This is a genomic window from Pseudomonas citronellolis (assembly GCF_900112375.1).
Lineage (GTDB): Bacteria > Pseudomonadota > Gammaproteobacteria > Pseudomonadales > Pseudomonadaceae > Pseudomonas > Pseudomonas citronellolis.
The window spans coordinates 96,309-122,852 of sequence record NZ_FOLS01000023.1 but is presented as its reverse complement, the minus strand read 5'-3'; the positions used below and the strand labels follow the sequence as shown (position 1 = coordinate 122,852).

Sequence of the window (26,544 nt, the reverse complement as noted above, 5' to 3'; positions counted from 1 at the left end):
TCACTCGCATTTCGGGCCCGGGGTCCAGGGTGGGGTGGGTTCGTCGGTCAGGCGGCTTTCGTAGGCCGGGTTGCCCAGGACCTTCAGGTATTCCACCAGCGCCCAGCGTTCGTCCGGGCTGAGGGCGCGGCCGATGGCGCCGTCCTTGCGGCAGCCGTCGCGGAATTCGTGGCCGCGGTTGCTGTTGCCGGTGACGCTGGTCTTGTACAGGAAGCCGCCGGGGAAGCGTTCAGTGCGGTAGCCGACGAATTTCGGGTCGAAGTCGAAGGTGCCGACGTAGAACTGGGTGTCGCGCTCGGCCACCGGCGAGAGCAACTGGAACAGGTTGGGCACCGAGCCGTTGTGCAGGAACGGCGGGGTGGCCCAGATGCCGTCCAGCGGGCGGGCCTTGTAGGCGGCCAGTTCGCGCACGCCGATCTCCAGGCCGTAGCCGTTCATGCGCTTCTGCTCCTCGGGGCCGATGTCGGCGTCCTTGTAGGCGCGCTGCTCGACGTAAGCGGTGATGTAGGCCAGGCCCTTGGCGGCGGAGAGTTTGGACAGGTCCAGCGGCTGGCTGGGCGGCGGCATCAGCACCACGTTGAGCTTGTTCAGCTCGTCGAGCTGCCATTTCAGCGGGGTGAGGTCGTAGGTGTGGTTGGCGATGTTGTCCGCGGTGGTCGGGTCGGTGCCGATCACCGTGGTGGGGATCATGCTCATCTTCCATTCCGGGTCGCGCGCGGGGGCCAGGCGCTGGTCCGGTTCCACCACGTGGGGGCCGTGGCAGCGCTGGCAGTTCTCACGGAACAGCGCGCGGCCCTGGGAGGCGCGCTTGAGGTCGATGGCGCCGAACACCTGCTCCGGCCAGGCTGGCGGCTTGAGGGTCTTGAGGCCTTCTTCCAGGGAATGCAGGTCCTGCACCCGCACGCTGGAGGCGTAGCGCGCGTCGCCCAGCACCGGCTGGCCGTCGGCGTCGAGCAGGCCGAGGGTGGCGCCCACGCCCAGGGCTTCGCCGATGTTGCGGGCCATGGGCTGCATGGCCGAGCCGTTCCACTGCACCCAGTCGAACTTCCAGATGTCCCACAGCTGCGGGTAGTTCACCGGGGCGTTGGCCACGCGGTAGTTGTCGGCGCTGATGTGGTCGCCGAACACGCCGTTGGCGATGCGCCCGAAGGCGTCGGCGCGGCCGGGGCCTTCTTCGGTGGGGTAGAGGCGCCGGCGGGTGTCGTTCCAGGCTGTGCCCAGCAGGGTGCCGAGCACGTCCTTGAAGCCGGCGCGCAGTTCGGCCTTGGCCTGTTTATCGGGGTTCTTGCCCAGCACGTCTTCGGCGAAGCGGTCGAACTTCCAGGGGTTGATGTAGGTGAACAGCATGCTCATGCCCAGCGCTTGGCCGAAGGCGCCGCCGCGCACGGTGGGCACGGTGGAGGCGATGGAGTGCATGGCCGCGCCGCCGTCGATGCGCACGGCCTGGCCGTTGTAGCGCAGCTCGCCGGTGTGGCAGGCGGAGCAGGTGATGTCGAGGTATTCCGGGCCGTTCTGGCCGTTGCGGTGGCGGGCGAAGCCCACCGGCAGGTTGCCGGGGTTGTTGGGGTCGAGCTTGCGCTCCTTCGCCGGCTTGAGCTGCTCGGGGTCGATGAGGAAGCCGTAGCGGGCGAGGTTGGCCGGGTCGGCGAATTTCTCGCTGGAGAAGGGCTGGCGCAGGTGGATGAACCAGTCGTAGAGCAGGCCCTTCACCTGGGTGCCCTGGGGCGTGTAGTAGTAGTGCTCGCGGGCCTGCTGGTCCCATTGCGGGAGGAGGTTGAGCTTGTCGGGCGCGGTGTACTGCGGCACGTTGGGGTGGGCGACGTACCACAGCAGCACGCCCCCCACGAGCAGGAGCAATAGGACGATAGCGAGTATGATCCGTCCGATTATGCGCATCGCAACTTCCTTGTTTCTTGAGGCCCGGGGCCATCGTTATGCCAATACCGGCACCGGTTGGCAAGGTGATGCCGCACACAAGCCAGGGTTTTTGCCTGCCACCCTGCCATCCGGTGGCGGGCACAGGCCAGGTCCGTCCGCGGTTTATCCGCCGTTTTGCAAGGGACATCACTGTCGGTGATGTCGAAAGGTGTGTCTTGAGTTCCGACCATTCCCTCGACGACGAATCGGTGGCCACGCGGGTGCTGCGGCACTTCCGCGTGGCCCTGGACGAGCGCGGCTACAGCGCCGACGGCTCGCAACTGGCCGCCATCGAGCACCTGGCCGACTGGCTGGACGGCTTCCTCGGCGGCCGCCGCTCCTGGCTGCGCAAGCCGCCCGCGGGCGTGTACCTGTGGGGCAGCGTGGGCCGCGGCAAGAGTTTCGTGATGGACTGCTTCTATGCCGCGGCGCCGCTGCAGGCCAAGCGCCGCGTGCATTTCCACGCCTTCCTGCAGGAGCTGCAGCAACGCATGATGGCCTTCGCCGGCCAGGCCGACCCCCTGGCGCGGGCGGCCCGCGACATCGCCGCGCAGACGCGGCTGCTGTGCTTCGACGAGTTCCACGTGCACGACATCGGCGACGCCATGCTGCTCGGGCGCATGCTCAAGGTGCTGGTGGAGGAGGGCGTGGGCATGGTCTGCACCTCCAACTACGAGCCCGAGGGCCTGTGCCCCAACCCGCTGTACCGCGAGCGCTTCCGCCCGGCCATCGAGCTGATCGAGAAGCGCTTCGACGTGGTGCCGCTGGATGGAGGCGAGGACTATCGCCTGCGCGCCACGCCCCTGGAGAACTGGGGCAGCTACCTGTGGCCGGCGCGCGCCGACGACCTGGAACTGATCGGCCAGCGTCTGGGCCTGGACGACGCGGCGCAGTTCGACCAGGTGCTGGACGTCAACCACCACCCGCTGCGCATCCACGCCCTGGAGGAGGGCCGCGCCTGGCTCGACTTCAGCGAGCTGTTCGAACGCCCGCGCTCGGCGGCCGACTACCTGTGGCTGATCGAGCACTTCCCGCGCATGGCGGTCAGCGGCCTGGGCCCGCTGGGCGACTACCCGCCGGACGTGAGCATGCGCTTCCTCAACTTCATCGACATCGCCTACGACCGCCAGCTGCGCCTGCAGCTGTTCGCCAGCGTGTCGCTGGAGCGCCTGGCCGAAGGTGGCACCGCCATCGACTTCGGGCGGACCTTGAGCCGCTTGCGGCAGTTGAAGCTGGAGCCGTTGTAGGGGATTCGGGCCCAGCCCCGGAGGGGCGGGTGTGCCTGGTGTATCGGCGTACAACCGCGAACGGTTGTACGCCCTACGCACAGGTCGGCCATTGGCGTAGGGCGGATAACCGTTCGCGGTTATCCGCCGCCTGACCTTGGCATGACCCACCTCGGACCCGGCCCGGACTGCCCTTCTGCAGGTCTGGGCGATTATCGCCCGATCTCATTTGCGATTATCGCCCGACGCTTCGATAATCGGCCGAATCCGCCGCCAACAGGACCTCGCCATGACCGACGAACATTCCGCCAGCCAGGCCACCCTGGCCCCGCCCATCGTCGCTTCGCCGGCCAAGCGCATCGAGGCCTTCACCGGCGACCCCAACTTCATGACCTCGCTGGCCCGCGGCCTGGCGGTGATCCATGCGTTCCAGGAGCGCAAGCGCCACCTGACCATCGCCCAGGTCAGCCACCGCACCGAGATTCCCCGCGCCGCCGTGCGCCGTTGCCTGCACACGCTGATGAAGCTGGGCTACGTGACCACCGACGGGCGCACCTATTCGCTGCTGCCCAAGGTGCTGACCCTCGGCCACGCCTACCTGTCCTCGACGCCGCTGGCGGTCACCGCGCAGCCGCTGCTGGACCGCGTCAGCGAGCAGCTGCGCGAGGCCTGCTCCATGGCCACCCTGGAGGGTGACGAGATTCTCTACATCGCCCGCTCGGCCACGCCGCAGCGGCTGATCTCGGTGGACCTCAGCGTGGGCAGCCGGCTGCCGGCCTACTGCACGTCCATGGGCCGCATCCTGCTCGCCGGGCTCGACGACCAGGCCCTGGAGGACTACCTGGCCCACGCCGACCTGCAGGTGAAGACCAGCCGCACCGTGTGCACCCCGGAGGGCCTGCGCGCGAGCATCGCCGAGATCCGCCGGCAGGGCTGGGTGATCATCGACCAGGAGCTGGAGATGGGCCTGCGCTCGGTGGCGGTGCCGCTGAAGGATTCCGCCGGCCAGGTGCTGGCGGCGCTGAACGTCGGCACCCACGTCGGCCGGGTGTCGCGCCAGGAGCTGGAGACGCGCTTCCTGCCGGTGCTGCTGGAGGCCAGCCGGGAGCTGAGCACGCGGCTGTTCCACTGAGCACCAGGGTTGTGGTCGATAACCGCCCGCAATGGCGATTATCGAATTGAAGCTCTGACAGGCAATTCGTACTGTGGGCCGTCCGCCCGCGAGGGCATCGAATAACAACAATGAGTGACGGCCGCCGGTCCACGCCCCGGTGGCGCTCTCATTCCTGTCCGCCTGCAGGAATCGCCGCATGACCCGTTCCGCCACCCTGCCGTCCACCGGCACCCTGGACGTCCAGTCCTTCATCAATGCCCAGCCGCTGTCGGCGTACCAGTACCGCATCGTCCTGCTGTGCTTCCTCATCGTCTTCCTCGACGGCCTCGATACCGCCGCCATGGGCTTCATCGCCCCGGCGCTGACCCAGGACTGGGGCATCGACCGCGCCAGCCTCGGCCCGGTGATGAGCGCCGCGCTGATCGGCATGGTCTTCGGCGCCCTGGGCTCCGGCCCGCTGGCCGACCGCTTCGGGCGCAAGGTCGTGCTGGTGGCGGCGGTGTTCCTGTTCGGCCTGTTCAGCGTGCTCTGCGCCTTCAGCGCCAACCTCGACCAACTGCTGGTGCTGCGCCTGCTCACCGGCGTCGGCCTGGGCGCGGCCATGCCCAACGCCACCACGCTGCTCGCCGAGTACACCCCCGAACGTCTCAAGTCGCTGCTGGTCACCAGCATGTTCTGCGGCTTCAACCTGGGCATGGCCGGCGGCGGCTTCATCTCCGCCAAGCTGATCCCGGCCTTCGGCTGGCACAGCCTGCTGCTGCTTGGCGGCGTGCTGCCGCTGGTACTGGCCCTGGTACTGCTGCTGTGGCTGCCGGAATCGGCGCGCTTCCTGGTGGTGCGCAACCGCGGCGATGCGCGCGTGCGCAAGGCGCTGGCACCGATAGCCCCGGCCGAGGTGGCCATGGCCGGCGGCTTCAGCGTGCCGGAGCAGGGCAGCGCGCCCAGCGGCAACGTGCTCAAGGTGGTGTTCGCCGGCCGCTACAGCGCCGGCACCCTGCTGCTGTGGCTGACCTACTTCATGGGCCTGGTGATCGTCTACCTGCTCACCAGCTGGCTGCCCACCCTGATGCGCGACAGCGGCGCCAGCCTGGAGCAGGCGGCTTTCATCGGCGCGCTGTTCCAGCTCGGCGGGGTGCTCAGCTCGGTGGCGGTGGGCTGGGCCATGGACCGCTTCAATCCGCACAAGGTGATCGGCATCTTCTACTGCCTGGCTGGTGTCTTCGCCTACTGCGTGGGGCAGAGCCTGGGCACCCTCGGTCTGCTGGCGGGCCTGGTGTTGGCCGCGGGCATGTGTGTGAACGGTGCGCAGTCGGCGATGCCTTCGCTGGCGGCGCGCTTCTATCCGACCCAGGGGCGCGCCACCGGGGTGTCGTGGATGCTTGGCATTGGTCGCTTTGGTGCCATCCTCGGGGCCTGGATCGGGGCTACCCTGCTGGGGTTGGGGTGGAACTTCGAGCAGGTGCTCACTGCCCTGGTGGTGCCGGCGGCGATTGCCAGTGTGGCGGTGGTGATCAAGGGGGTGGTTAGTCACGCTGATGCGACTTGAGGCCGGGGGGACTGTAGGAGCGAGCTTGCTCGCGAATGGCATTTCCCGGCTGCATTGGTGTTTCGGGGGGAACTCCGCTCCCTCTCCCCAACCCTCTCCCTGAAGGGAGAGGGGGCTGTCCTGAGCGACGCGTCGGTCAGGCGCCATCCTCCCACCCCTAACCTCACCTCGTCATTCCCGCGAACGCGGGAACCCAGCTGCCTTCTTGCTCGGTGTACCGCGCCGCTCCGAGTGTTCGGATGTCTCTCGTTTCGCCCCCTCGGGCGAGTCCCTTTTGTCAAACGCCACAAAAGGACCCAAAAAGGCTTGCCCCAACATACGGGCCCGACAGAGTCGGGCTACCCTCACGAATTCCCCCGCCACGGAGGCCCGCCCCGAGGGTACGTCCCTGTAGCCCACGGGGCTCTCGCGACATCCATGTCGCATGACCTCCTGAGCGGGGGTTTCGTTCGGCCTTCTGAAGGGCGTTTCGGAGTGCGCGGAGGTTTCTCTGGAAGTCCAAAAGCAAGAGCGAACGCGCTTTTGCTTTTGCTCTTCGTAGGAGCGAGCTTGCTCGCGAACCCCGCAGTCACTGGATTATTCCCCTTCGGGCCAGCGCAAGCGCTGTTCGCGATGGAGCCGCGTCCCGCGTTCGCGGGAATGACGAGGGGGAGATGGGAGTATCAGGATGACTCTGAGTTTTCCCCTCACTCAGGACAGCCCCCTCTCCCGCTTGCGGGAGAGGGCTGGGGTGAGGGTGCTCTTGAACCCAACACCTACGTCACCGGTAACCATTGTTCGCGAGCAAGCTCGCTCCTACGAAGAGCCATCCTCTTCCGCCCCCAAAGATGACACCAGACGAGCGGTCGCCCCCCACCTGCGAGCGGTAGCGAATGTATCGCCGATGAAAAATTAAGGACACATGCCGCCGCTAACGCTGGCCCGACAATAGGCCCATCGCATCCCGGCCCTCGGCCGGGGTTTCACGCAACTGTCGTTCGAGCGGTTCGGGCCATGAGCTTTTTCGTTCACCCGCGCAGACCTGCGCCCAAGGAGGGGGCCGAGGGTCAGCGCGCTTTCACCCTGATCGAGTTGATGGTGGTCGTCGCCCTGGTGGCGATCTTCGCCAGCATCGCCGTGCCGGCCTTCGGTTCGCTGATCGAGTCCAGCCGGGTGAAGTCTTCCGCCTCGGCGCTCTACCGCCTGCTCCAGGCCGCCCGCGCCGATGCCGTGAGCACGCGCACCGCCACCAGCCTGTGCCAGAACGGCAGCGCCTACGAGTGGCTGCTGCTGCGCGCCAGCAGTTGCGCCTCGCTCGATTCCAGCCTGGTGTCGCAGCGCCTCAGCTTGCCCACCAGCATCGGCATCAGCAGCAGCGTCAGCGCGCTGACCTTCCATGCCGACGGCAGCGCCGCGGTGGCCAGCCTGAGCCTCAGCGGCAGCAAGAGCGGCAGCAGCTACAGCATCAAGGTCGCCGCTTCGGGTTACATGAGCTTTGGCTCGGGGAGCAGCCAATGACGCGCCGTGGCCTGGCCGGCTTCAGCCTGATCGAAGTGCTGGTGGCGCTGCTGGTGATCTGCGTCGGCGTGCTGGGCATGCTCGCCATGCAGGGCAGGGCGATCGCCTATTCCCAGGACATGGCGGTGCGCGGCACGGCGGCAGCCCTGGCCGACGAGCTGATGGAGACCATCCGCACCGACCTCTATTCCGCCCAGGACGCCGGCACGCCGCTGACGCCGCCGGCCAGCTCCGACTACTACAAGGCCACCGGCAGCGCCTTCCCGGCGGCGCCGAGCAGTTGCGCCTCGCTGGCTGCGCTGAGCGCTTCGCAGCGCCTGGGTTGCTGGGCGCAGCGGGTGCAGCAGGCGCTGCCCGATGCCGCCAGCCTGATGAGCAGCGACTTCCACATCTGCCGCAGCAACGGCGCCAGCACCTGCAGCGGCACTGGCTCGGCCATCGAGATCCAGCTCGCCTGGCGGGTGAAGTCCGGCGAGTGCCTGGAGGCCAGCCCCGGCAGCGACCCGACCATCTGCCACTACGTGCTGCGCGAGGAGCCCTGAATGCCCGCCCATTCCCGCCGCCAGGCCGGCCTCTCGCTGGTCGAGCTGATGGTGGCCATGACCCTCGGCCTGTTCCTGATACTGGGCGTCACCCAGATGTACCTCGACGGCAGCACCCGCACCCGCTACTTCGCCGGCCAGTCCGAGAACCTCGACAACGCCCGCTACCTGCAGCAGGTGCTGGACGCGCGCCTGTCCCGGGCCGGCTACCGGCGCCAGCCGTCGGCGCGCATGAGCACCGCCTTTCCGGCGCAGAGCACGAACGGCTGCAGCTTCGCCGCCGGCCAGGCGCTGGTGCGGGTGGACGCCAACACCCTGTGCCTGCGCTACCAGCCGCGCGACGCCACCGACACCGACTGCACCGGCGCCTCCCTGGCGAGCGTGCCGGGGCTGACCACGCCCTACGCGACCTTCAGCCCGAGCAACGACGTGGTGGAGAAGATCGGCCTGGCCAGCGGCCAGCTCAGCTGCAACGGCAGCGTGCTGGCCGACAACGTGGCGGCGGTGCACTTCGACTACGGCGTGGACACCGGCACCGACGAGAACGCCCGCCAGGTCGCCAAGTACGTCGCCAGCCCGGGCAGCGCGCAGACCGTGCGCAGCCTACGCTACACGCTGCTGCTGGCCAGCAGCGGGAGCAACCTGACCGGCGGCATGAGCACCACCACCTGCGCCGACTGGACGACCCTGAGCGGCGGCAGCGCCTGCACCGACGGCGACGGCACCCTGCGGCGCATCGTCAGCGGCAGCAGCATGTTGAGGAACCTGATGCCATGAGTATTCCCGTGCATGGGCGGCAGCGCGGCGCCGTGCTGTTCGTCGCCCTGGTGATGCTGCTGGTGCTGACCCTGCTGGCGGTCGGCGGCATGCGCGAGATGCAGTTGGAAGGGCGGATGACCGGCAACCGCCTGGAACTGCAACGGCTGACCAGCGCCGCCGAGTCGGCGCTGCGCGAAGGCGAGGGCAGGGTGAGCGAGAGCAGCCGCGCGCTGGAGGCCTGCTCGTCGTCCAGCCCCTGCTATACCGGCCTGGCCAGCAGCTATGCCGCGGACTTCTCCGGCGCCACGGCCTATACCGGGCTGGACGGCGCCACCAGCCTGCCGCGCAACGCGCGCTGGTACTTGCGCTACATCGGCAACAGCTGCAAGGGCGGCTCCGGCGGCAGCGCCAACGCCTACCTGTCCAAGGGCCAGTCCGGTTGCACCTATTACTACGAAGTCAACGCCCAGGCCTACAAGGACAGCGACAGCGCCACCGGCTGCGCCGCCAATACCCTGTGCCTGCGCTCCAGCACCGCGCTGGTGATCCCATGAGGCCCGCAAGGAGGCTCCCCGCCATGAAACCGCTGCGCATGCTGGCGCTGTTCCTGCTGTCCTGCCTGCTGTGCGCCGGCGCCCGGGCCTCGGTGCTGGCGCAGACGCCGCTGTTCGTCAGCAACATCGCGCCGCCGATGAACATGCTGGTGGTCGGCCGCGACCAGAAGCTCTATTTCCCGGCCTACAACGACGCCTCGGACATCGACGGCGACGGCCAGTTGGACATCTACTACAAGCCGAGCATCGACTACACCGGCTATTTCGACTCGTACAAGTGCTACAGCTACGACAGCAGCAACAACGTCTTCGTCCCGAAGAGCGTCACCAGCACCAAGAAATGCAGCAGCCAGTGGAGCGGCGACTTCCTCAACTACCTGACCATGTCGCGCCTGGACGTGCTGCGCAAGGTGCTCTACGGCGGCTACCGCTCCACCGACAGCGCCACCGCCACGGTGCTGGAGCGCGCCTTCATCCCCAACGACGCGCACAGTTGGGGCAAGGAATACAAGAGCGTCGCCCGCGACGGCTACAACATCGCCGACTACGCGCCGCTGAGCGTCCCGGACAGCAGCAAGTACATCCTCTTCGCCAACACCTCGCGGCCGGCCAGCGGCACGTCCACGCTGACCGGCTACAGCAGCAGCGCCGTGCCCAAGCTGCGGGTGATCAGCAATACCAGCTACCGCATCTGGAACTGGGTTTCGCGGGAGGACCCGCAGGCCACCAACACCATTTCCTCCAGCACCAGCGTCACCCCCAGCCCGGACATGACCGTGCGCGTGCAGGCCTGCGTCAGCGGCCTGCTGGAAAGCAACTGCGTGCAGTACGGCAGCGTCTACAAGCCCACCGGCGTGCTGCACGACTACGGCGCCTCGAACAAGATGTACTTCGGCCTGATGACCGGCACCTATACCAACAACCTGCGTGGCGGCGTGCTGCGCAAGGCGCCGGCCAGCTTCGGCGACGAATACACCGCCAGCACCGGGCGCTTCCTCACCGACGCCACCAGCGGCACCGGCTGCCTGAACTCGCGCTGCTACGTGAACAACAGCGGCATCGTCGCCAACCTCGACCGCCTGGTGTACTACCAGCGCTGCAGCAGCGGCACCCTGCTCAACCCGCTGACCAACGGCAGTTGCCCGGACTGGGGCAACCCCCTGGGCGAGATGGCCTACGAGGCCCTGCGCTACTACGCCGGCAAGGCGCTCAACAGCAACTATGCCTCGGGCAGCATCGACACCGCGCTCGGGTTGTCCAGCGTATCCACCTGGAGCAACCCCTACTCGACCTATCCGTCGTGCACCCGGCCGTTCATGACGCTGATGAGCGACATCAACCCCAGCTACGACTCGGACGTGCCCGGCAGCACCCTGGGCAGCGACGTGAAGCCCACCGACGACATCGGCTTCGACTTCGCCACCCTGGGCGCCACCCTGTGGAGCAAGGAGGTGGGCGCCAGCGCCAAGGTCAACATCGGCGAATCCTCCGGCACCACCAACGACTCGGCGCCCACCGCCAAGTCCGCCAGCAGCTTCGCCAGCATCCGCGGCCTGGCCGAGGAACCGACGCGCCAGGGCAGCTACAGCACCGCCGCGGTGAGCTACTTCGGCAGCCAGACGGTGCTGACCACTGCAGGCTCGAACAAGGTGCAGAGCTTCTCCATCGCGCTGTCCTCGACCTTGCCCAACATCAAGATCACCACCAGCAAGGGCAGCCTCAAGCTGGTGCCCTTCAGCATGGACGTGACCCAGGGCGTGGTCAGCCAGATCACCGGCTTCTACATCGACACCCTGACCAAGGACAGCAGCGGCAACATCAGCACCATCACCTTCCGCGTGGTCTACGACGACTCGGCCCAGGGCAGCGACTACGACATGGACGCCATCGTGCTCTACACGGTGACGGCCAACAGCGACGGCACCGTGTCGGTCACCTCCAAGACCGAATATTCGGTGGCCTCCTACGAGTCGCACATGGGCTACACCATGTCCGGCACCACCAAGGACGGCGTCTACCTGGAGGTCACCGGCGGCGGCAGCGGGACCACGCGCTACAAGCTCGACACCCCGGACGGCAAGTACCCCGGCGACTGCTCGGCGACCAACGCCAACTGCAGCTACCTGCCGGGCCTGGCGAACAACAGCGCGAGCATCAGCGGGCGTTCCGACTCGCATACCCGCACCTTCACGCCATCCACCTCCACCGCCGTCACCACCCTGCAGGACCCGCTGTGGTACGCCGCCAAGTACGGCAAGAGCGATCTCAGCACCTGGGATACCGACGGCGACGGCACCCCGGACAACTACTTCCTGGTGAGCAACCCGAGCAAGCTGGCCAGCCAGCTGAAGTCGGCCTTCGACGACATCCTCCAGCTCAACACCTCGGTCACCGCGGTGGCGGTGGACTCGCAGTCGCTGGACGACGGCGACTACGTCTACAGCACCAACTTCAGCTCCAGCGACTGGACCGGCGACCTGATCAAGAAGCAGAAGGTCAAGACCACCTCCAGCAGCGGCGCCACCAGCACGACCACCACCACCCTGTGGAAGGCCTCGGCGCAGTTGCCCAGCAGCCGCAACATCTACTTCGCCAAGAACGGCAGCCTGACCTCGTTCACCTGGGCCAACCTCAGCAGCGCCCAGCAGACCACGCTCAACCGCACAGCCGCCGGCGTGGTCGACAGCAAGGGCTCGACCCGCGTGGACTTCCTGCGCGGCAGCAACACCAGCTTCCGCAGCCGTTCCTCGCTGCTCGGCGACATCGTCAACTCCTCGCCGGTGCTGGTCAGCGGCGCCGACTACATCACCGCGCGGGCCGACGCCCTGGAGGGCAGCACCAGCTACGCCACCTACGCCAGCGAACAGGCCGCCAAGCCGGCGGCGGTCTACGTCGGTGCCAACGACGGCATGCTGCACGCCTTCAACGCCAGCACCGGGGCCGAGCTGTTCGCCTTCATCCCCAGCGCGGTGATCGCCAACCTGAACATCCTCACCGCCAGCGACTACGGCCAGGACGAAGGCACCGAGCACCGCTACTTCGTCGACGGCACCCCGGTGGTGGCCGACGTCTACTACGGCTCGGCCTGGCACAAGGTGCTGCTCGGCAGCCTCGGCGCCGGCGGCCGCGAGGTGTTCGCCCTGGACATCACCGACCCGGCATCGCCGAGCCTGCTCTGGGAGTTCACCAGCGACAACGACTCCAGCCTCGGCTACACCGCCGCCAAGCCCAGCATCGCCCGCCTGCACGACGGCAAGTGGGTGGCCCTGGTGCCCAACGGCTACGAGAGCGGCAGCAACAGCGCCTCGCTGCTGATCATCGACATCCAGAGCGGCACCCTGCTGAAGAAGATCACCGCCACCCCCAGCCTGACCACCACCGACACTGGCGCGATCGACAGCCTGGCCAACGGCCTGTCGCGGCTCTACGTGGCCGACGTGAACAGCGACGGCATCGCCGACTACGCTTATGCCGGCGACCTGCTGGGCGACCTCTGGCGCTTCGACCTGATCGACACCAGCGCCAGCAGCCCGCTCACCGCCAGCGCCGCCGACGCCAAGTTCGCCGTGGCCTTCGGCGGCAATCCGCTATACGTGGCGCGCAACGCCAGCAACGTGCGCCAGCCGATCACCGCGGCGCCGAGCCTGGTCGAGCACCCCAGCGGCACCGGCTACATCGTCGCCTTCGGCACCGGCCGCTACCTGACCACCTCGGACAAGACCTCCACCGCCACCCAGAGCGTCTACGGCATCTGGGACCGCAAGACCGCCGGCGAAGCCACCAGCGCCTCGCTGACCGCGGCCAAGACGCGCAGCGACCTGCAACAGCAGACGCTGACCGCCGGCACCACCGACGGCACCACCACCTACACCCTGAGCGAGAGCGACGTCACCTGGTACGACAGCAGCGGCAACACCGCCGACGCCAACGTCGCCACCTGGGGCTGGTACTTCGACTTCCCGCGCACTGGCGAGCGGCTGATCTACGACATGACGCTGTACGGCTCCAGCCTGATCTTCGCCAGCTCCACGCCGCAGACCGGCACCTGCGCCGCGGGGTTGTCCGGCACCGTCTACGCGGTGGACCCGGAGAGCGGCGGCAAGACCGACTACAACGTCTTCGACCTGAACAGCGACGGCACCTACGAGTCGATATCCGGCTTCGTCACCGACGGCGGCGACATCACCCTGTCCGGCGGCTACACCTGGGGCAACTCCGAAAATACCCTCGACGGCGTGGCCACCAACACCGGCACGGTCAGCGGCCGGCGCAGCTGGCAGGTGCTGCCGAGCGATTCCAACTGAAAGGGCCAGCGATGAAACCTGCACAGCGAAGCCGCGGCTTCACCCTGATAGAAATGATGATCGTCGTGGTCATCCTGGCGATACTCGCGGCCATCGCGCTGCCCAGCTACCAGAAGTACGTGCTGCGCAGCCACCGCGCCGAAGGCCAGGCGCTGCTCAGCGAGGCCGCGGCGCGGCAGGAGCGCTACTTCGCGCAGAACAACAGCTACGCCAGCAGCGCCGCGGCGCTGAACATGACCAGCTACGTCGCCAGCCTGCAGTACTACGGCCTGGCCATCTCCAACGTCAGCGCCTCGACCTACACCCTGACCGCCACGGCCACCGGCAGCCAGGCCAGGGACAGCGAATGCCTGACGCTCACCCTCGACCAGGCCGGCACCCGCGGCGCCACCGGCACCGGCACGGCCAGCAGCTGCTGGCAATGAGCCGGGGTGAAAGCGTGCGATAAGCGAACACTGCGCCACAGGTCGAATTGCGCCGCCCGCCTTCCGGCCTTTAGGGTGGCCGGACGCTACGCGGGCCAGCCGTCCCCGATCCGGGGTGGCCCGCACGACCGTCCATCTCTGCCGGGCCCCGCCATCCCGGCCCCGGCATAGACTGGACGGGCACGAGCCGCGACGAAGAGCGCGGACGACAACAACAAGAGTGAGTGCCTGTATGGAGAACCTGCTGAGCGAGCGCAGCCGGGTATTCGAGCGAGCCGACCCCTACGCGGTGTCCGGCTACGTCAACCAGCACGTCGGCAACCACGCCCTGCGCATGCCCGCCCACGGCCGCCCCGAGGCCAGCCTCAACCACCGCAAGTTCGCCAGCCTCGACCTCTGCCGCATCCGCTACGGCGCCGCCGTGCGCGTCACCTCGCCGGCGCTGGAGACCATCTACCACCTGCAGGTGCTGCTGCACGGCCACTGCCTGTGGCGCGGCCAGGGCCGGGAACACTACCTGGAGCCCGGCGAGCTGCTGCTGATCAACCCGGACGATCCGGTCGACCTGACCTACTCGGACGACTGCGAGAAATTCATCATCAAGATCCCCACCGCGGTGCTCGAAGGCATCTGCGCCGAACAGCGCTGGGCCCACCCGCGCCAGGGCCCGCGCTTCACCGAGAGCCGCTACCGCCTGGGCGAGCTGGAAGGCTTCGTCAACCTGCTGGGCATGGTCTGCATGGAAGCCGAATCCAGCGAGCGCCTGCCGCGCATCGAGGAGCACTACCAGCAGATCGTCGCCAGCAAGCTGCTGACCCTGCTGCAGACCAACGTCAGCCGCGAATGCCTGGCCGCGCCCATGGCCTGCTTCGAGCGCATCGACGACTACATAGGGCGCAACCTGCGGCAGGACATCGACATCGAGGAACTGGCCCGCCAGGCGAAGATGAGCCTGCGTTCGCTCTACGCCCTGTTCGAACGCCACGCCAGCGCCACCCCGCGCCAGTACATCCGCCAACGCAAGCTCGAACGCATCCGCGCCTGCCTCTCCGACCCCAGCTGCAACGTACGCAGCGTCACCGAACTGGCGCTGGACTACGGCTTCCTGCACCTGGGGCGCTTCTCCGAAAGCTACCGCCAGCAGTTCGGCGAACTGCCGTCGGAAACCCTCAAACGCCGCGGCTGAGCCCGCGCGGCTCTTCGCTCTTCGCTCTTCGTAGGAGCAAGCTTGCTCGCGAACGGAGTTTGCCGGGGGCGTAGGTGCTGGGTTCAAGAGCGCCCTCTCCCCAACCCTCTCCCGCAAGCGGGAGAGGGGGCTGTTCGGAGTGGGTGGGGAATCTAGAGTCATCCTGAAACGCCTCACCTCACCCCGTCATTCCCGCGAACGCGGGAACCCAGTGACGGGCGGTTCGCGAGCAAGCTCGCTCCTACGAAGAGCAAAAGCAAAAGCGCGTTCGCTCTTGCTTTTGGACTTCCAGAGAAACCTCCGCGCACTCTGAAACGCCCCTTCAGAAGGCCGAACGAAACCCGCGCTCAGGAGGTCATGCGACATGGATGTCGCGAGAGCCCCGCGGGCTACAGGGACGTACCCTCGGGGCGGGCCTCCGTGGCGGGGGAGTTCGTGAGGGGATCCCGGCTTTATCGGGCCCGTATGTTGGGGTAAGCCTTTTTGGTTCCTTTTGTGGCGTTTGACAAAAGGGACTCGCCCGAGGGGGCGAAACAAGACGGTTGGGCAGACTCGGAGCGGCGCAGAAACACCCAAGCCAAGGCAACTGGGTTCCCGCGTTCGCGGGAATGACGAAGGTGGGGGGTGAGGCGCGAGGGCAGGATCAAGCCCCCCATAAGCCCCCCGAAACACCCCGCAACCCCCCCTGCAAAAACCGGATAACGCTCTGCACAAAGCGGATATTCCCCCCGCCCACCCAGCCCTAACCTGAGCCTGCCTGAACAATAACAACGGAGGCCCCGGCCATGATCCTGGGTATCGACTACTTGCGTTCCCTGCTTGAAGAAGACCCCGCCAAGGGCGTCTACCGCTGCAAGCGCGAAATGTTCACCGACCCGCGCCTGTTCGAACTGGAGATGAAGCACATCTTCGAAGGCAACTGGGTCTACCTCGCCCACGAAAGCCAGATTCCCGAGAAGAACGACTTCCTGACCACCCTGATCGGTCGCCAGTCGATCTTCATCGCGCGCAACAAGGATGGCGTGCTCAACGCCTTCCTCAATGCCTGCAGCCACAAGGGCGCCATGCTCTGCCGGCACAAGTCGGGCAACCGCTCCAGCTACACCTGCCCGTTCCACGGCTGGACCTTCAACAACTCCGGCAAGCTGCTCAAGGTCAAGGACCCGGCCGAGGCCGGCTACCCGTCGAGCTTCAACTGCGAAGGCTCCCACGACCTGACCAAGGTGGCGCGCTTCGAGTCCTACCGCGGCTTCCTCTTCGGCAGCCTCAACCCCGACGTGCGCCCGCTGGTGGAGCACCTGGGCGAGTCGGCGAAGATCATCGACATGATCGTCGACCAGTCCCCCGAAGGCCTGGAAGTGCTGCGCGGCTCCTCCACCTACATCTACGAAGGCAACTGGAAGCTCACCGCCGAGAACGGCGCCGACGGCTACCACGTCAGCTCCGTGCACTGGAACTACGCCGCCACCCAGAACCAGCGCAAGCAGCGCGAGGCCGGCGAGGAAGTGAAGACCATGAGCGCCGGTGGCTGGGCCAAGCACGGCGGCGGCTTCTACTCCTTCGAGCATGGCCACATGCTGCTCTGGACGCGCTGGGCCAACCCCGAGGACCGCCCGGCTTTCGAGCGCCGCGAACAGCTCGCCGCCGACTTCGGCCAGGCCCGCGCCGACTGGATGATCCAGAACTCGCGCAACCTCTGCCTGTACCCCAACGTCTACCTGATGGACCAGTTCAGCTCGCAGATCCGCATCGCCCGGCCGATCGACGTCAACCGCACCGAGATCACCATCTACTGCATAGCGCCGAAAGGCGAGAGCCTGGAGGCCCGCGCCCAGCGCATCCGCCAGTACGAGGACTTCTTCAACGTCAGCGGCATGGCCACCCCGGACGACCTGGAGGAGTTCCGCTCCTGCCAGCAGGCCTACCAGGGCAGCGCCGACGGCTGGAACGACATGTCCCGCGGCGCTGCGCACTGGATCGATGGCGCCGACGCCGCCGCGCAGGAAATCGACCTGCACCCGCAGCTGTCCGGCGTGCGCACCGAGGACGAAGGCCTGTTCGTGCTGCAGCACAAGTACTGGCTGCAGGCGATGAGCGAAGCCCTGGCCGCCGAAGAAGCCAAGCGCATTCCGCTCGAGGAGGCCGTGTGATGAGCCGCTACGAAACCGTCCGCGACTTCCTCTACCGCGAAGCCCGCTACCTCGACGACAAGGACTGGGACGCCTGGCTGGAGCTGTACGCCAGCGACGCCAGCTTCTGGATGCCGGCCTGGGACGACCGCGACGAACTGACCCAGGACCCGCAGCGGGAAATCTCGCTGATCTGGTACGGCAACCGCGGCGGCCTGGAAGACCGCGTGTTCCGCATCAAGACCGAACGCTCCAGCGCGACCATGCCGGACACCCGCACCTCGCACAACATCAGCAACATCGAAGTGCTGGGCGAGGAAGACGGCATCTGCCAGGTGCGCTTCAACTGGCACACCCTGAGCTTCCGCTACAAGACCACCGACAGCTACTTCGGCACCAGCTTCTACGCCATCGACCTGCGCGGCGAGAACCCGCTGATCAAGGCCAAGAAGGTCGTGCTGAAGAACGACTACGTCCGCCAGGTCATCGACATCTACCACATCTGAGGTGGCCGCCATGAGCTATTCGATCGCACTGAACTTCGAAGACGGCGTCACCCGCTTCATCGACGCCAACCCCGACGAAACCGTCGCCGATGCGGCCTATCGCCAGGGCGTGAACATCCCGCTGGACTGCCGCGATGGCGCCTGCGGCACCTGCAAGTGCTTCGCCGAAGCCGGCCGCTACGACCTGGGCCAGGACTACATCGAGGACGCGCTGAGCGAAGAAGAAGCCGAGCAGGGCTACGTGCTGACCTGCCAGATGCGCGCCGAAAGCGACTGCGTGGTACGCGTGCCGGCGGCCTCGGACGTGTGCAAGACCCAGCAGGCCAGCTACCAGGCGGCTATCAGCGAGGTGCGCCAGCTGTCCGAGAGCACCATCGCGCTGTCGGTCAAGGGCGAGTCGCTGAGCAAGCTGGCTTTCCTGCCGGGGCAGTACGTCAACCTGCAGGTGCCGGGCAGCGGCCAGAGCCGCGCCTATTCCTTCAGCTCGCTGCAGAAGGGCGGCGAGGTCAGCTTCCTGATCCGCAACGTGCCCGGCGGGCTGATGAGCAGCTTCCTCACCAGCCTGGCCAAGGCCGGCGACAGCCTGGAACTGGCCGGCCCGCTGGGCAGCTTCTACCTGCGCGACATCAAGCGGCCCTTGCTGCTGCTGGCCGGTGGCACGGGCCTGGCGCCCTTCACCGCGATGCTGGAGAAGATCGCCGAACAGGGCAGCGAACACCCGCTGCACCTGATCTACGGGGTGACCAACGACTTCGACCTGGTGGAACTGGACAAGCTCGAAGCCTTCGCCGCGCGCATCCCCAACTTCAGCTTCAGCGCCTGCGTGGCCAACCCCGAGAGCAGCTACCCGCACAAGGGCTACGTCACCCAGCACATCACGCCTGCGCACCTCAACGAAGGCGAAGTGGACATCTACCTGTGCGGCCCGCCGCCGATGGTCGAGGCGGTGAGCGCGTACATCCGCGAGCAGGGGATTACGCCGGCGAATTTCTACTACGAGAAGTTTGCGGCGAGTGCGGCGTAAGCGCACTTCGTAGGAGCGAGCTTGCTCGCGAACAAGCCCCGCTGCGGAATCCATTCGCGAGCAAGCTCGCTCCTACAGCACCCCTTGAGCCCGTGAGGTAGCCATGAACAGATTCGCCAACAAGATCGCCCTGGTCACCGGCGCCGCCCAGGGCATCGGCCGCCGTGTCGCCGAGCGCCTGGCGCAAGAGGGCGCCCGCCTGGTCGCCGTGGACCGCTCCGAGCTGGTCCACGAACTGCAGGACGAACTCGGCCAACACGCCGAGGTACTGACCCTCACCGCCGACCTGGAGCAATTCGCCGAAGCCCAGCGCGTGGTCAACGAAGCCGTGCAGCGCTTCGGCCGCCTGGACATCCTGGTCAACAACGTCGGCGGCACCATCTGGGCCAAGCCCTTCGAGCACTACGCCGAGCACGAGATCGAGGCCGAAGTGCGGCGCTCGCTGTTCCCCACCCTGTGGTGCTGCCGCGCCGCCCTGGTGCCGATGCTGGAGCAGGGCGCCGGGGCCATCGTCAACGTCTCCTCCATCGCCACCCGCGGCGTCAACCGCGTGCCCTACGGCGCGGCCAAGGGCGGGGTGAACGCGCTGACCGCCTGCCTGGCCTTCGAGGCCGCCGAGCGCGGCGTGCGCGTCAACGCCACCGCGCCGGGCGGCACCGAGGCGCCGCCGCGGCGCATCCCGCGCAACGCCGCCGAGCAGAGCCCGCAGGAGAAGGTCTGGTACCAGCAGATCGTCGACCAGACCGTGAGCAGCAGCCTGATGAAGCGCTACGGCAGCATCGACGAACAGGTCGGCGCCATCCTCTTCCTGGCCTCCGACGAGGCTTCCTACATCACCGGCGTGACCCTGCCGGTAGGCGGTGGCGACCTGGGTTGAACCAGGCACATTCGTAGGATGGGTTGAGCCGAAGGCGATACCCATCGCCCAGCGTTGATGGGTATCGCTGCGCTCAACGCCATCCTACGTAAAGACGGACCGCCCACGACGCGGCCCCAACGGCTTCTCGCACAACAACAAAAAAGAGAGTGATGCCATGCGGAAAATCGACGTACACGACGTCATCGACAATGCGCGCTTCGGCCGCTTCCACTGGATGGTCATGGCCTGGTGCGCCTTGCTGCTGATCTTCGACGGCTACGACCTGTTCATCTACGGCGTGGTGCTGCCGGTGCTGATGAAGGAGTGGGGCCTGACCCCGCTGCAGGCCGGCGCGCTGGGCAGCTATGCGCTGTTCGGCATGATGGCCGGGGCGCTGTTCTTCGGCCCGCTGGCCGATAAGGTCGGGCGCAAGAAGGGCATCGCCATCTGCTTCGTGCTCTTCTCCGGCTTCACCGTGGTCAACGGCTTCGCCAGCAACCCCACGCAGTTCGGCATCTGCCGCTTCATGGCCGGCCTGGGCATCGGCGGGCTGATGCCCAACGTGGTGGCGCTGATGAACGAATACGCGCCGAGGAAGCTGCGCAGCACCCTGGTGGCGGTGATGTTCAGCGGCTATTCCCTGGGCGGCATGCTCTCCGCCGGCGTGGGCATCTACATGCTGCCGCGCTTCGGCTGGGAGGCGATGTTCTTCGCCGCGCTGCTGCCGCTGCTGATGCTGCCGCTGATCCTCTGGCAGCTGCCGGAGTCGGTGGGCTTCCTGCTGCGCCAGGGGCGTACCGAACAGGCCCGCGCCATCCTCCGCCGCATTTCCCCGGAAACCACCCTGGAGGCCGCCGCCGAGCTGCACCTGGGCGAGAGCAAGCCGCAGGGCGCGCCGGTGCTTGAGCTGTTCCGCGAGGGCCGCGCCCTGCGCACCCTGATGCTCTGGGTGGCGTTCTTCTGCTGCCTGCTGATGGTCTACGCGCTCAGCTCCTGGCTGCCGAAGCTGATGGCCAACGCCGGCTACAGCCTGGGTTCGAGCCTGTCGTTCCTGCTGGCGCTGAACTTCGGCGGCATGTTCGGGGCCATCTTCGGTGGCTGGCTGGGCGACCGCTTCAACCTGCCCAAGGTGGTGGCGCTGTTCTTCGTCGCCGCCGCCGTTTCCATCACCCTGCTGGGCTTCAATACGCCGATGCCGGTGCTCTACCTGCTGATCGGCATCGCCGGGGCCACCACCATCGGCACGCAGATCCTGCTCTACGCCACCGCCGCGCAGTTCTACGGCCTGGCCATCCGCTCCACCGGCCTTGGCTGGGCCTCGGGCATCGGCCGCAACGGCGCCATCGTCGGCCCGCTGCTGGGCGGCTCGCTGCTGGCCATCGAGCTGCCGCTGCACCTGAACTTCATGGCCTTCGCCATCCCCGGCGCGCTGGCGGCCCTGGCCATGTACCTGGTCAGCCGCAGCGAGCGGGTGGTCGCGCCCCTGGCCGAAGCCCAGGCCTGAACCGACAACGGAAGGGCGGGGCCGGCCACTCCGGCGCCCGCCGCAGGCTTCCGCGTTGACGGGAGCCAAGGAGGGAACAGCATGCAACGCAGAGATTTCATGACCGGTGCCGCGGCCTTGTCCGCCGGCTTGCTGCTCGGCAGGAACGCGCTGGCCGCCAGCGTGAAACAAGGGCAGGCGGCGCTTACGCTGCCGGACGCGCCGCTGTGGCAGTGGCAGGCCAGCGAACTGGCCGCCGGCATCGCCCGCGGCGCCATCAGCAGCCGGGAGGCGGTGGAAAGCTGCCTCGGGCGCATCGCCGAGGCCAACCCCGGGCTCAAGGCCGTGGTCCACGAGATGCGCGACGAAGCCCTGCGCGCGGCGCAGCGCGCCGACCAGCGGCGGGGCGACGACGCGCTGCCGCCGCTGCACGGGGTGCCGGTCACCGTCAAGATCAACCAGAACGTGGCCGGCCAGCCCAACACCAACGGGATTCTGGCGCGCCGCGACAACATCGCCGCCGACAACAGCCCGGTGGTGCAGAACCTGCTGGACAACGGCGCGGTCATCATCGGCCTGACCAGCACGCCGGAGTTCTCCTTCCGCTGGTACACCGAAAGCCCGCTGTACGGCCGCACGCTGAACCCCTGGCGCGCCGACATCACCCCGGGCGGCTCCAGCGGCGGAGCGGCCTCGGCCGTGGCCGCGGGCATGTGCCCGATCGCCCACGGCAACGACATCGCCGGCTCCATCCGCTACCCGGCCTATGCCTGCGGCGTGGTCGGCCTGCGCCCCAGCGTCGGGCGCATTCCCACCGGGCTCGGCCTGGGCTTCGCCGGGCAGCAGATCGCCACCCAGGGGCCGCTGGCGCGCAGCGTGGCCGATGCGCGCCTGGCTTTCCTGGCGATGGCCAGCAGCGGCGGCGCCGACCCCAACTGGGTGAGCCCCGTAGCAGCGCCCGAGGCGCGCGAGAAGCGGGTGGTCGGCCTGGTCAACGAACTGCCCGGCATCCCCCTCGACGCTTCGGTGCGGGACAACCTGGCGGCGGTGGCGAAGATGCTCGAGGACGCCGGCTACCGCGTCGAGCCGGTGAGCCTGCCGGACCACGAGCTGGCCACCCAGACCTGGCTGCGCATCGTCATGACCGAGATCCGCCTGCAACTGCTGCCGGTCATGCAGCGCGAGGGCAGCGAGGCGCTGCAAGCGGCCGTGCAGGGCATGCTGGAGGCGACGCCGGAGACCGGCCTGGACGAATACGTCGTGGCGCTGGCCACCCGCAACAACCTGCGGGTGAAGTGGCGCGCGCTGTTCCAGCGCTACGACGCGCTGATCGCCCCGGTCTCCGCCAGCGCGCCGCTGCCCTGGGGCCTGGATGCCCAGGGCGGCGAGGCCATGGCGCGGATCATGCGCCAGCAGGCGATCCTGATGAGCGTCGCGCTCAGCGGCCTGCCGGCGCTCAGCGTGCCCAGCGGCCTGCAGGGCGAGCGCCTGCCGGCCGGCGTGCAGGTCATCGCCGACCACTACCGCGAGGACCGCTGCTTCCAGGTGGCCGCGGTGATCGAGGCGGCGGCGCGGATGCCGCGCGCCTATCGGACCGGGCCCGCCTGAGCGCCCATGCCAGACGACAACAACAATGAAGAGGCATGACCCGATGCACATAAGCGAAACCCGGACCCGGCGCTTCGCCGGCCCCCTGGCGCTGCTGGCGCCCTTTACCGCCGAACTGGCCCTGGCCGACGAGCGCCGCCTGTTCGAAGACAGCTCGCTGGTGCTGAACACCCGCCACTGGTACTCCCATGAAATCGCCCGCAAGGACAGCTACTTCCGGGTGCCCGACGACGAGGGCGGGCGCCCGGTGCGCGACCGCGTGGCCTGGCTGCAGGGCCTGAAGCTCGACTACCAGTCCGGCTACAGCCAGGGCGAGCAGGGCCTGGGCATGGACTTCTCGCTGTACGGCGCGGTGGCTCTGGAACGCAGCCGCGAAGCGGTGGCCGGCGGCAGCACCCGCCTGCTGGTGGAGCGCGACGGCGAGGTGGTGGACCAATGGGGCAAGGTGGGCATCGCCGCGCTCAAGCTGAAAGCCGGCGCAACCGAGGCGAAGCTCGGTCGCCAGCAGGTTCGCACGCCGGTGATGAGCTACGCCGACACCCGCACCCTGCCGGCTTCCTTCGATGGCTTCTCGCTGGAGAGCCATGACCTGCCCGGGCTGACCTTCAAGGCCGGGCATTTCCAGCGCGCCACGCCGCGCACCGGCGCCGGCAGCCAGGACCTGAGCCTGACCTTCACCACGCGCCTGGTGGAAAGCGACTGGATCGCCTATGCCGGCGGCGACTACCGCCTCGGCGAGCGGGGCCGGGCCAGCCTCTACCTGTCGCGCTTCGACGATGTCTGGGACCGCACCTACGCCGGCTGGGCGCAACGCTACCGCCTGGGCGAACTGAACCTGGGCCTGCGCCTGGACTTCTACGACACCCGCTCCAGCGGCCGCGAGAACGCCGGGCGCATCAGCCAGCGGGCCTACGGCGCGAGCGTCACGCCGGGCTACGCCAACCACACGCTGAAGCTGGCCTTCCAGCAGATCGACGGCGACGAGTACTTCGACTTCCCCGCCGAGTCCAACGCCTTCGACCTGCCCAACGCCATGCTCTCGTACTACAACGGGCCCAACGAGCGCTCCTTCCAGGTCAGCTATGGCACCGACTGGACGCCCTACGGCCTGCCGGGGTTCAAGAGCCTGTTCTGGTACGTGAAGGGCTGGGGCATCGACGGCAGCGGCTATAACGGCGGCCCCCGCGCGGCCTACAACTCGGTGCTGGGGCAGAAGGGCGAGAGCCACTACGAGGTCGGCGGCCTGCTCAGCTACGCCGTGCAGTCCGGGCCGCTGCGCGGCGTCGGCCTGTCGACCGGCTACATCTGGCACCGCGCCAGCGCGGGACAGATCGAGGGCAACCTGGAGGAGTTCCGCCTGATCATCGACGCGCCCCTGAGGCTGCTCTGAGTGGCCCGCTCAGCGGTTGACCTGCTCGATCAGCGCCAGGCAGCGCTGCACCATGGCGCTGACGTCGCCGGCGCGGCGGCTGAGGACGATCGGCGACACCGCCTCGGGCTCCAGCACGGCGACGTAGCCGATGTCCGGGCGGTGCTGCTGCTGCACCGAGGCCGGTACCAGGGCCACGCCCAGGCCGGCGGCGACCAGGCCGATGGCGGTCTGCAGCTCGTTGGCCCACTGCGCCACGCGGATGCCCAGGCCGTGGTTGGCGAACAGAGCCAGCACGTGGTCGGCATAGCTCGGTCGCGGGTTGGCCGGGTACAGCACGAAGGGCTCGCGGGACAGCCGCTGCAGGCTCACCGGCGCGCCCAGCAGCGGGTGCCCGGTGGGCAGCACCGCCACCAGCGGGTCCTCGCGCAGCACCTGCTGGTGGATGGCCGGGTCGTCGAAGCGCATGCGCCCGAAGCCGATGTCGATGCGCCCGCTCTTCAGCGCCTCGACCTGCTGCAGGGTGGTCATCTCCTGCAGGCCCAGCTCCAGCTCGGTGTCGCCGCGCAGCTCGCGGATCAGCTCCGGCAGCACCGCGTAGAGCGTCGAAGGCGCGAAGCCGATGCCCAGCCACTGGCGCTGGCCCAGGCCGATGCGCCGGGTGTTGTCGCAGATGTTCTGCAACTGCTCCAGCAGGGTGCCGCTCTGCTCGTAGAAGAAGCGCCCGGCCTCGGTCAGGCGCAGCGGCCGGCCGCGCTCCAGCAGCTCGACGCCGAGCAGCTCCTCCAGCTGCTGGATCTGCCGGCTCAGCGGCGGCTGGGCGATGTGCAGGCGCTCGGCGGCGCGGGTGAAGTTGAGGGTTTCGGCGACCGCCTGGAAGTACCGCAGGTGTCGAAGCTCCATGATACCTCCAGGGTATGGAACGAGAGGGCAATGATATTGGACTGCTCGCCACCGCTGGCGCAATCCTTCGGTGTGCAACAAAAGACCTGGAAGGTATCGGCCGCACCAGACGGCCGGGCCTCGACAAGCAGCCTAGCGTGATATGGAACCCGAGATGACCCAAGCCCTGATCGAACGCCTCGAAGCGATCATCGTCGACCTGCCGACCATCCGCCCGCACAAGCTGGCGATGCACACCATGCAGCAGCAGACCCTGGTGATCCTGCGCCTGCGCTGCAGCGACGGCATCGAAGGCCTCGGCGAGGCCACCACCATCGGTGGCCTGGCCTATGGCAACGAAAGCCCGGAAAGCATCAAGGCCAACCTGGAGGCGCACTTCGCGCCGCTGCTGATCGGCCAGGACGCCTGCAACATCAACGCCGCCATGCAGCGCCTGGACAAGGCCATCAAGGGCAACACCTTCGCCCGCTCGGCGGTGGAAACCGCGCTGCTCGACGCCCAGGGCAAGCGCCTGGGCCTGGCCGTCAGCGAACTGCTCGGCGGCCGCGTGCGCGACGGCCTGGAAGTGGCCTGGACGCTGGCCAGCGGCGACACCGCCCGCGACATCGAGGAAGCCGAGCGCATGCTCGACCTGCGCCGCCACCGCATCTTCAAGCTGAAGATCGGCGCCAACCCGCTGGAGCAGGACCTCAAGCACGTGGTGGCGATCAAGCGCGCCCTGGGCGAGCGCGCCAGCGTGCGCGTGGACGTCAACCAGTACTGGGACGAATCCCAGGCCATCCGCGGCTGCCAGGTGCTCGGCGAGAACGGCATCGACCTCGTCGAGCAGCCCATCTCGCGGATCAACCGCGCCGGCCAGGTGCGCCTGAACCTGCGCAGCCCGGCGCCGATCATGGCCGACGAATCCATCGAGAGCGTCGAGGACGCCTTCAGCCTGGCCGCCGACGGCGCCGCCAGCATCTTCGCCCTGAAAATCGCCAAGAACGGCGGCCCGCGCGCCGTGCTGCGCACCGCGCAGATCGCCGAGGCGGCCGGCATCGCCCTGTACGGCGGAACCATGCTCGAAGGCGCCATCGGCACCCTGGCCTCGGCCCACGCCTTCCTCACTCTCAGGCAGCTGACCTGGCACACCGAACTGTTCGGCCCGCTGCTGCTGACCGAGGAAATCGTCGCCGAGCCGCCGGTGTACCGCGACTTCCAACTGCTGGTGCCCAACGCCCCGGGCCTCGGCCTGAGCCTGGACGAGGAGCGCCTCAAGCGCTTCCGCCGCCCCTGATTTAGAGAGAGGAGAAGCCCCATGCTGTTCCACGTGAAGATGACGGTGAAACTGCCCGTCGACATGGACCCGGCCCGCGCCGCCCAGCTCAAGGCCGACGAGAAGGAACTGGCCCAGCGCCTGCAGCGCGAGGGCAAGTGGCGCCACCTGTGGCGCATCGCCGGGCACTACGCCAACTACAGCGTCTTCGACGTCGCCAGCGTCGAGGCACTGCACGACACCCTGATGCAACTGCCGCTGTTCCCCTACATGGACATCGAGGTCGACGGACTCTGCCGCCATCCGTCCTCCATCCATGCCGATGACCGCTGAGCCCT

The 26,544-nt window shown here is 67.9% G+C and carries 21 protein-coding genes; 19 read left to right on the top strand and 2 right to left on the bottom strand.

Going from position 1 to position 26,544, the window contains the following annotated elements; all coding sequences use genetic code 11:
* Positions 1-1,896 carry a c-type cytochrome gene (locus BM060_RS21235; RefSeq protein WP_074982729.1) on the bottom strand — a complete coding sequence of 632 codons (1,896 nt, stop codon included), beginning with the start codon at positions 1,894-1,896 and terminating at the stop codon, positions 1-3.
* 197 nt (positions 1,897-2,093) lie between these two features.
* Here BM060_RS21235 and zapE point away from each other — a divergent pair, with 197 nt between their 5' ends.
* From zapE to BM060_RS21150, 17 genes are all read left to right on the top strand, one after another.
* On the top strand, positions 2,094-3,164 hold the full coding sequence (gene zapE, locus BM060_RS21230; RefSeq protein ID WP_074982727.1) for a cell division protein ZapE: 1,071 nt from the start codon (positions 2,094-2,096) through the stop codon (positions 3,162-3,164).
* 268 nt (positions 3,165-3,432) lie between these two features.
* A complete protein-coding gene (locus tag BM060_RS21225; RefSeq protein WP_043266799.1) occupies positions 3,433-4,275 on the top strand; it encodes an IclR family transcriptional regulator domain-containing protein in 843 nt (280 codons plus the stop codon).
* A 178-nt stretch (positions 4,276-4,453) separates the two neighbouring features.
* Entirely contained in the window at positions 4,454-5,803 is a 1,350-nt protein-coding gene (gene pcaK / locus BM060_RS21220) for a 4-hydroxybenzoate transporter PcaK (RefSeq protein ID WP_074982725.1), read from the top strand.
* A gap of 993 nt (positions 5,804-6,796) precedes the next feature.
* Positions 6,797-7,300, top strand: a complete 504-nt coding sequence (locus BM060_RS21215) for a GspH/FimT family pseudopilin (RefSeq protein WP_074982723.1) — start codon at positions 6,797-6,799, stop codon at positions 7,298-7,300.
* Positions 7,297-7,842, top strand: coding sequence for a type IV pilus modification protein PilV (gene pilV, locus BM060_RS21210; RefSeq protein WP_074982722.1), 546 nt, complete (start codon positions 7,297-7,299; stop codon positions 7,840-7,842). Before BM060_RS21215 ends, pilV begins: the two co-directional genes overlap by 4 nt.
* Complete coding sequence (locus tag BM060_RS21205) at positions 7,843-8,619, top strand: PilW family protein (RefSeq protein WP_074982721.1); 777 nt, start codon at positions 7,843-7,845, stop codon at positions 8,617-8,619. It begins immediately after the preceding gene.
* Positions 8,616-9,155 (top strand): pilus assembly PilX family protein, encoded by a 540-nt coding sequence (locus BM060_RS21200; protein ID WP_074982720.1) that lies wholly within the window; start codon positions 8,616-8,618, stop codon positions 9,153-9,155. Before BM060_RS21205 ends, BM060_RS21200 begins: the two co-directional genes overlap by 4 nt.
* Before the next feature lie 23 nt (positions 9,156-9,178).
* Complete coding sequence (locus BM060_RS21195) at positions 9,179-13,459, top strand: pilus assembly protein (protein WP_074982718.1); 4,281 nt, start codon at positions 9,179-9,181, stop codon at positions 13,457-13,459.
* 11 nt (positions 13,460-13,470) lie between these two features.
* Entirely contained in the window at positions 13,471-13,884 is a 414-nt protein-coding gene (locus BM060_RS21190) for a type IV pilin protein (RefSeq protein WP_009619290.1), read from the top strand.
* Between the two features lie 232 nt (positions 13,885-14,116).
* On the top strand, positions 14,117-15,070 hold the full coding sequence (locus BM060_RS21185; protein ID WP_074982716.1) for an AraC family transcriptional regulator: 954 nt from the start codon (positions 14,117-14,119) through the stop codon (positions 15,068-15,070).
* Positions 15,071-15,855: 785 nt separating this feature from the next.
* Positions 15,856-17,220 carry a benzoate 1,2-dioxygenase large subunit gene (benA, locus tag BM060_RS21180; RefSeq protein WP_074982714.1) on the top strand — a complete coding sequence of 455 codons (1,365 nt, stop codon included), beginning with the start codon at positions 15,856-15,858 and terminating at the stop codon, positions 17,218-17,220.
* Positions 17,220-17,705 (top strand): benzoate 1,2-dioxygenase small subunit, encoded by a 486-nt coding sequence (gene benB, locus BM060_RS21175; protein ID WP_074982713.1) that lies wholly within the window; start codon positions 17,220-17,222, stop codon positions 17,703-17,705. Before benA ends, benB begins: the two co-directional genes overlap by 1 nt.
* Positions 17,706-17,715: 10 nt before the next feature.
* Positions 17,716-18,729, top strand: a complete 1,014-nt coding sequence (gene benC, locus BM060_RS21170) for a benzoate 1,2-dioxygenase electron transfer component BenC (protein WP_074982711.1) — start codon at positions 17,716-17,718, stop codon at positions 18,727-18,729.
* A 103-nt stretch (positions 18,730-18,832) separates the two neighbouring features.
* Positions 18,833-19,606 (top strand): 1,6-dihydroxycyclohexa-2,4-diene-1-carboxylate dehydrogenase, encoded by a 774-nt coding sequence (locus BM060_RS21165; RefSeq protein WP_074982709.1) that lies wholly within the window; start codon positions 18,833-18,835, stop codon positions 19,604-19,606.
* 157 nt (positions 19,607-19,763) lie between these two features.
* A complete protein-coding gene (locus BM060_RS21160) occupies positions 19,764-21,092 on the top strand; it encodes an MFS transporter (RefSeq protein ID WP_074982707.1) in 1,329 nt (442 codons plus the stop codon).
* Positions 21,093-21,173: 81 nt separating this feature from the next.
* Positions 21,174-22,679, top strand: a complete 1,506-nt coding sequence (locus BM060_RS21155) for an amidase (RefSeq protein ID WP_083426805.1) — start codon at positions 21,174-21,176, stop codon at positions 22,677-22,679.
* A gap of 43 nt (positions 22,680-22,722) precedes the next feature.
* Positions 22,723-24,069 (top strand): OprD family outer membrane porin, encoded by a 1,347-nt coding sequence (locus BM060_RS21150; protein ID WP_074982705.1) that lies wholly within the window; start codon positions 22,723-22,725, stop codon positions 24,067-24,069.
* Positions 24,070-24,078: 9 nt separating this feature from the next.
* Here the strand turns inward: BM060_RS21150 and BM060_RS21145 are convergent, their stop codons facing one another.
* The gene (locus BM060_RS21145; protein WP_009619307.1) at positions 24,079-24,951 is read right to left on the bottom strand and encodes a LysR family transcriptional regulator; all 873 of its coding nucleotides are present in this window, start codon (positions 24,949-24,951) and stop codon (positions 24,079-24,081) included.
* 154 nt (positions 24,952-25,105) lie between these two features.
* On the opposite strand from BM060_RS21145, the gene BM060_RS21140 reads away from it, so the two are divergent.
* Positions 25,106-26,227, top strand: coding sequence for a muconate cycloisomerase family protein (locus BM060_RS21140; protein WP_074982703.1), 1,122 nt, complete (start codon positions 25,106-25,108; stop codon positions 26,225-26,227).
* Positions 26,228-26,248: 21 nt separating this feature from the next.
* Positions 26,249-26,539, top strand: coding sequence for a muconolactone Delta-isomerase (catC, locus tag BM060_RS21135; RefSeq protein ID WP_064583587.1), 291 nt, complete (start codon positions 26,249-26,251; stop codon positions 26,537-26,539).
* Positions 26,540-26,544: the final 5 nt, after the last annotated feature.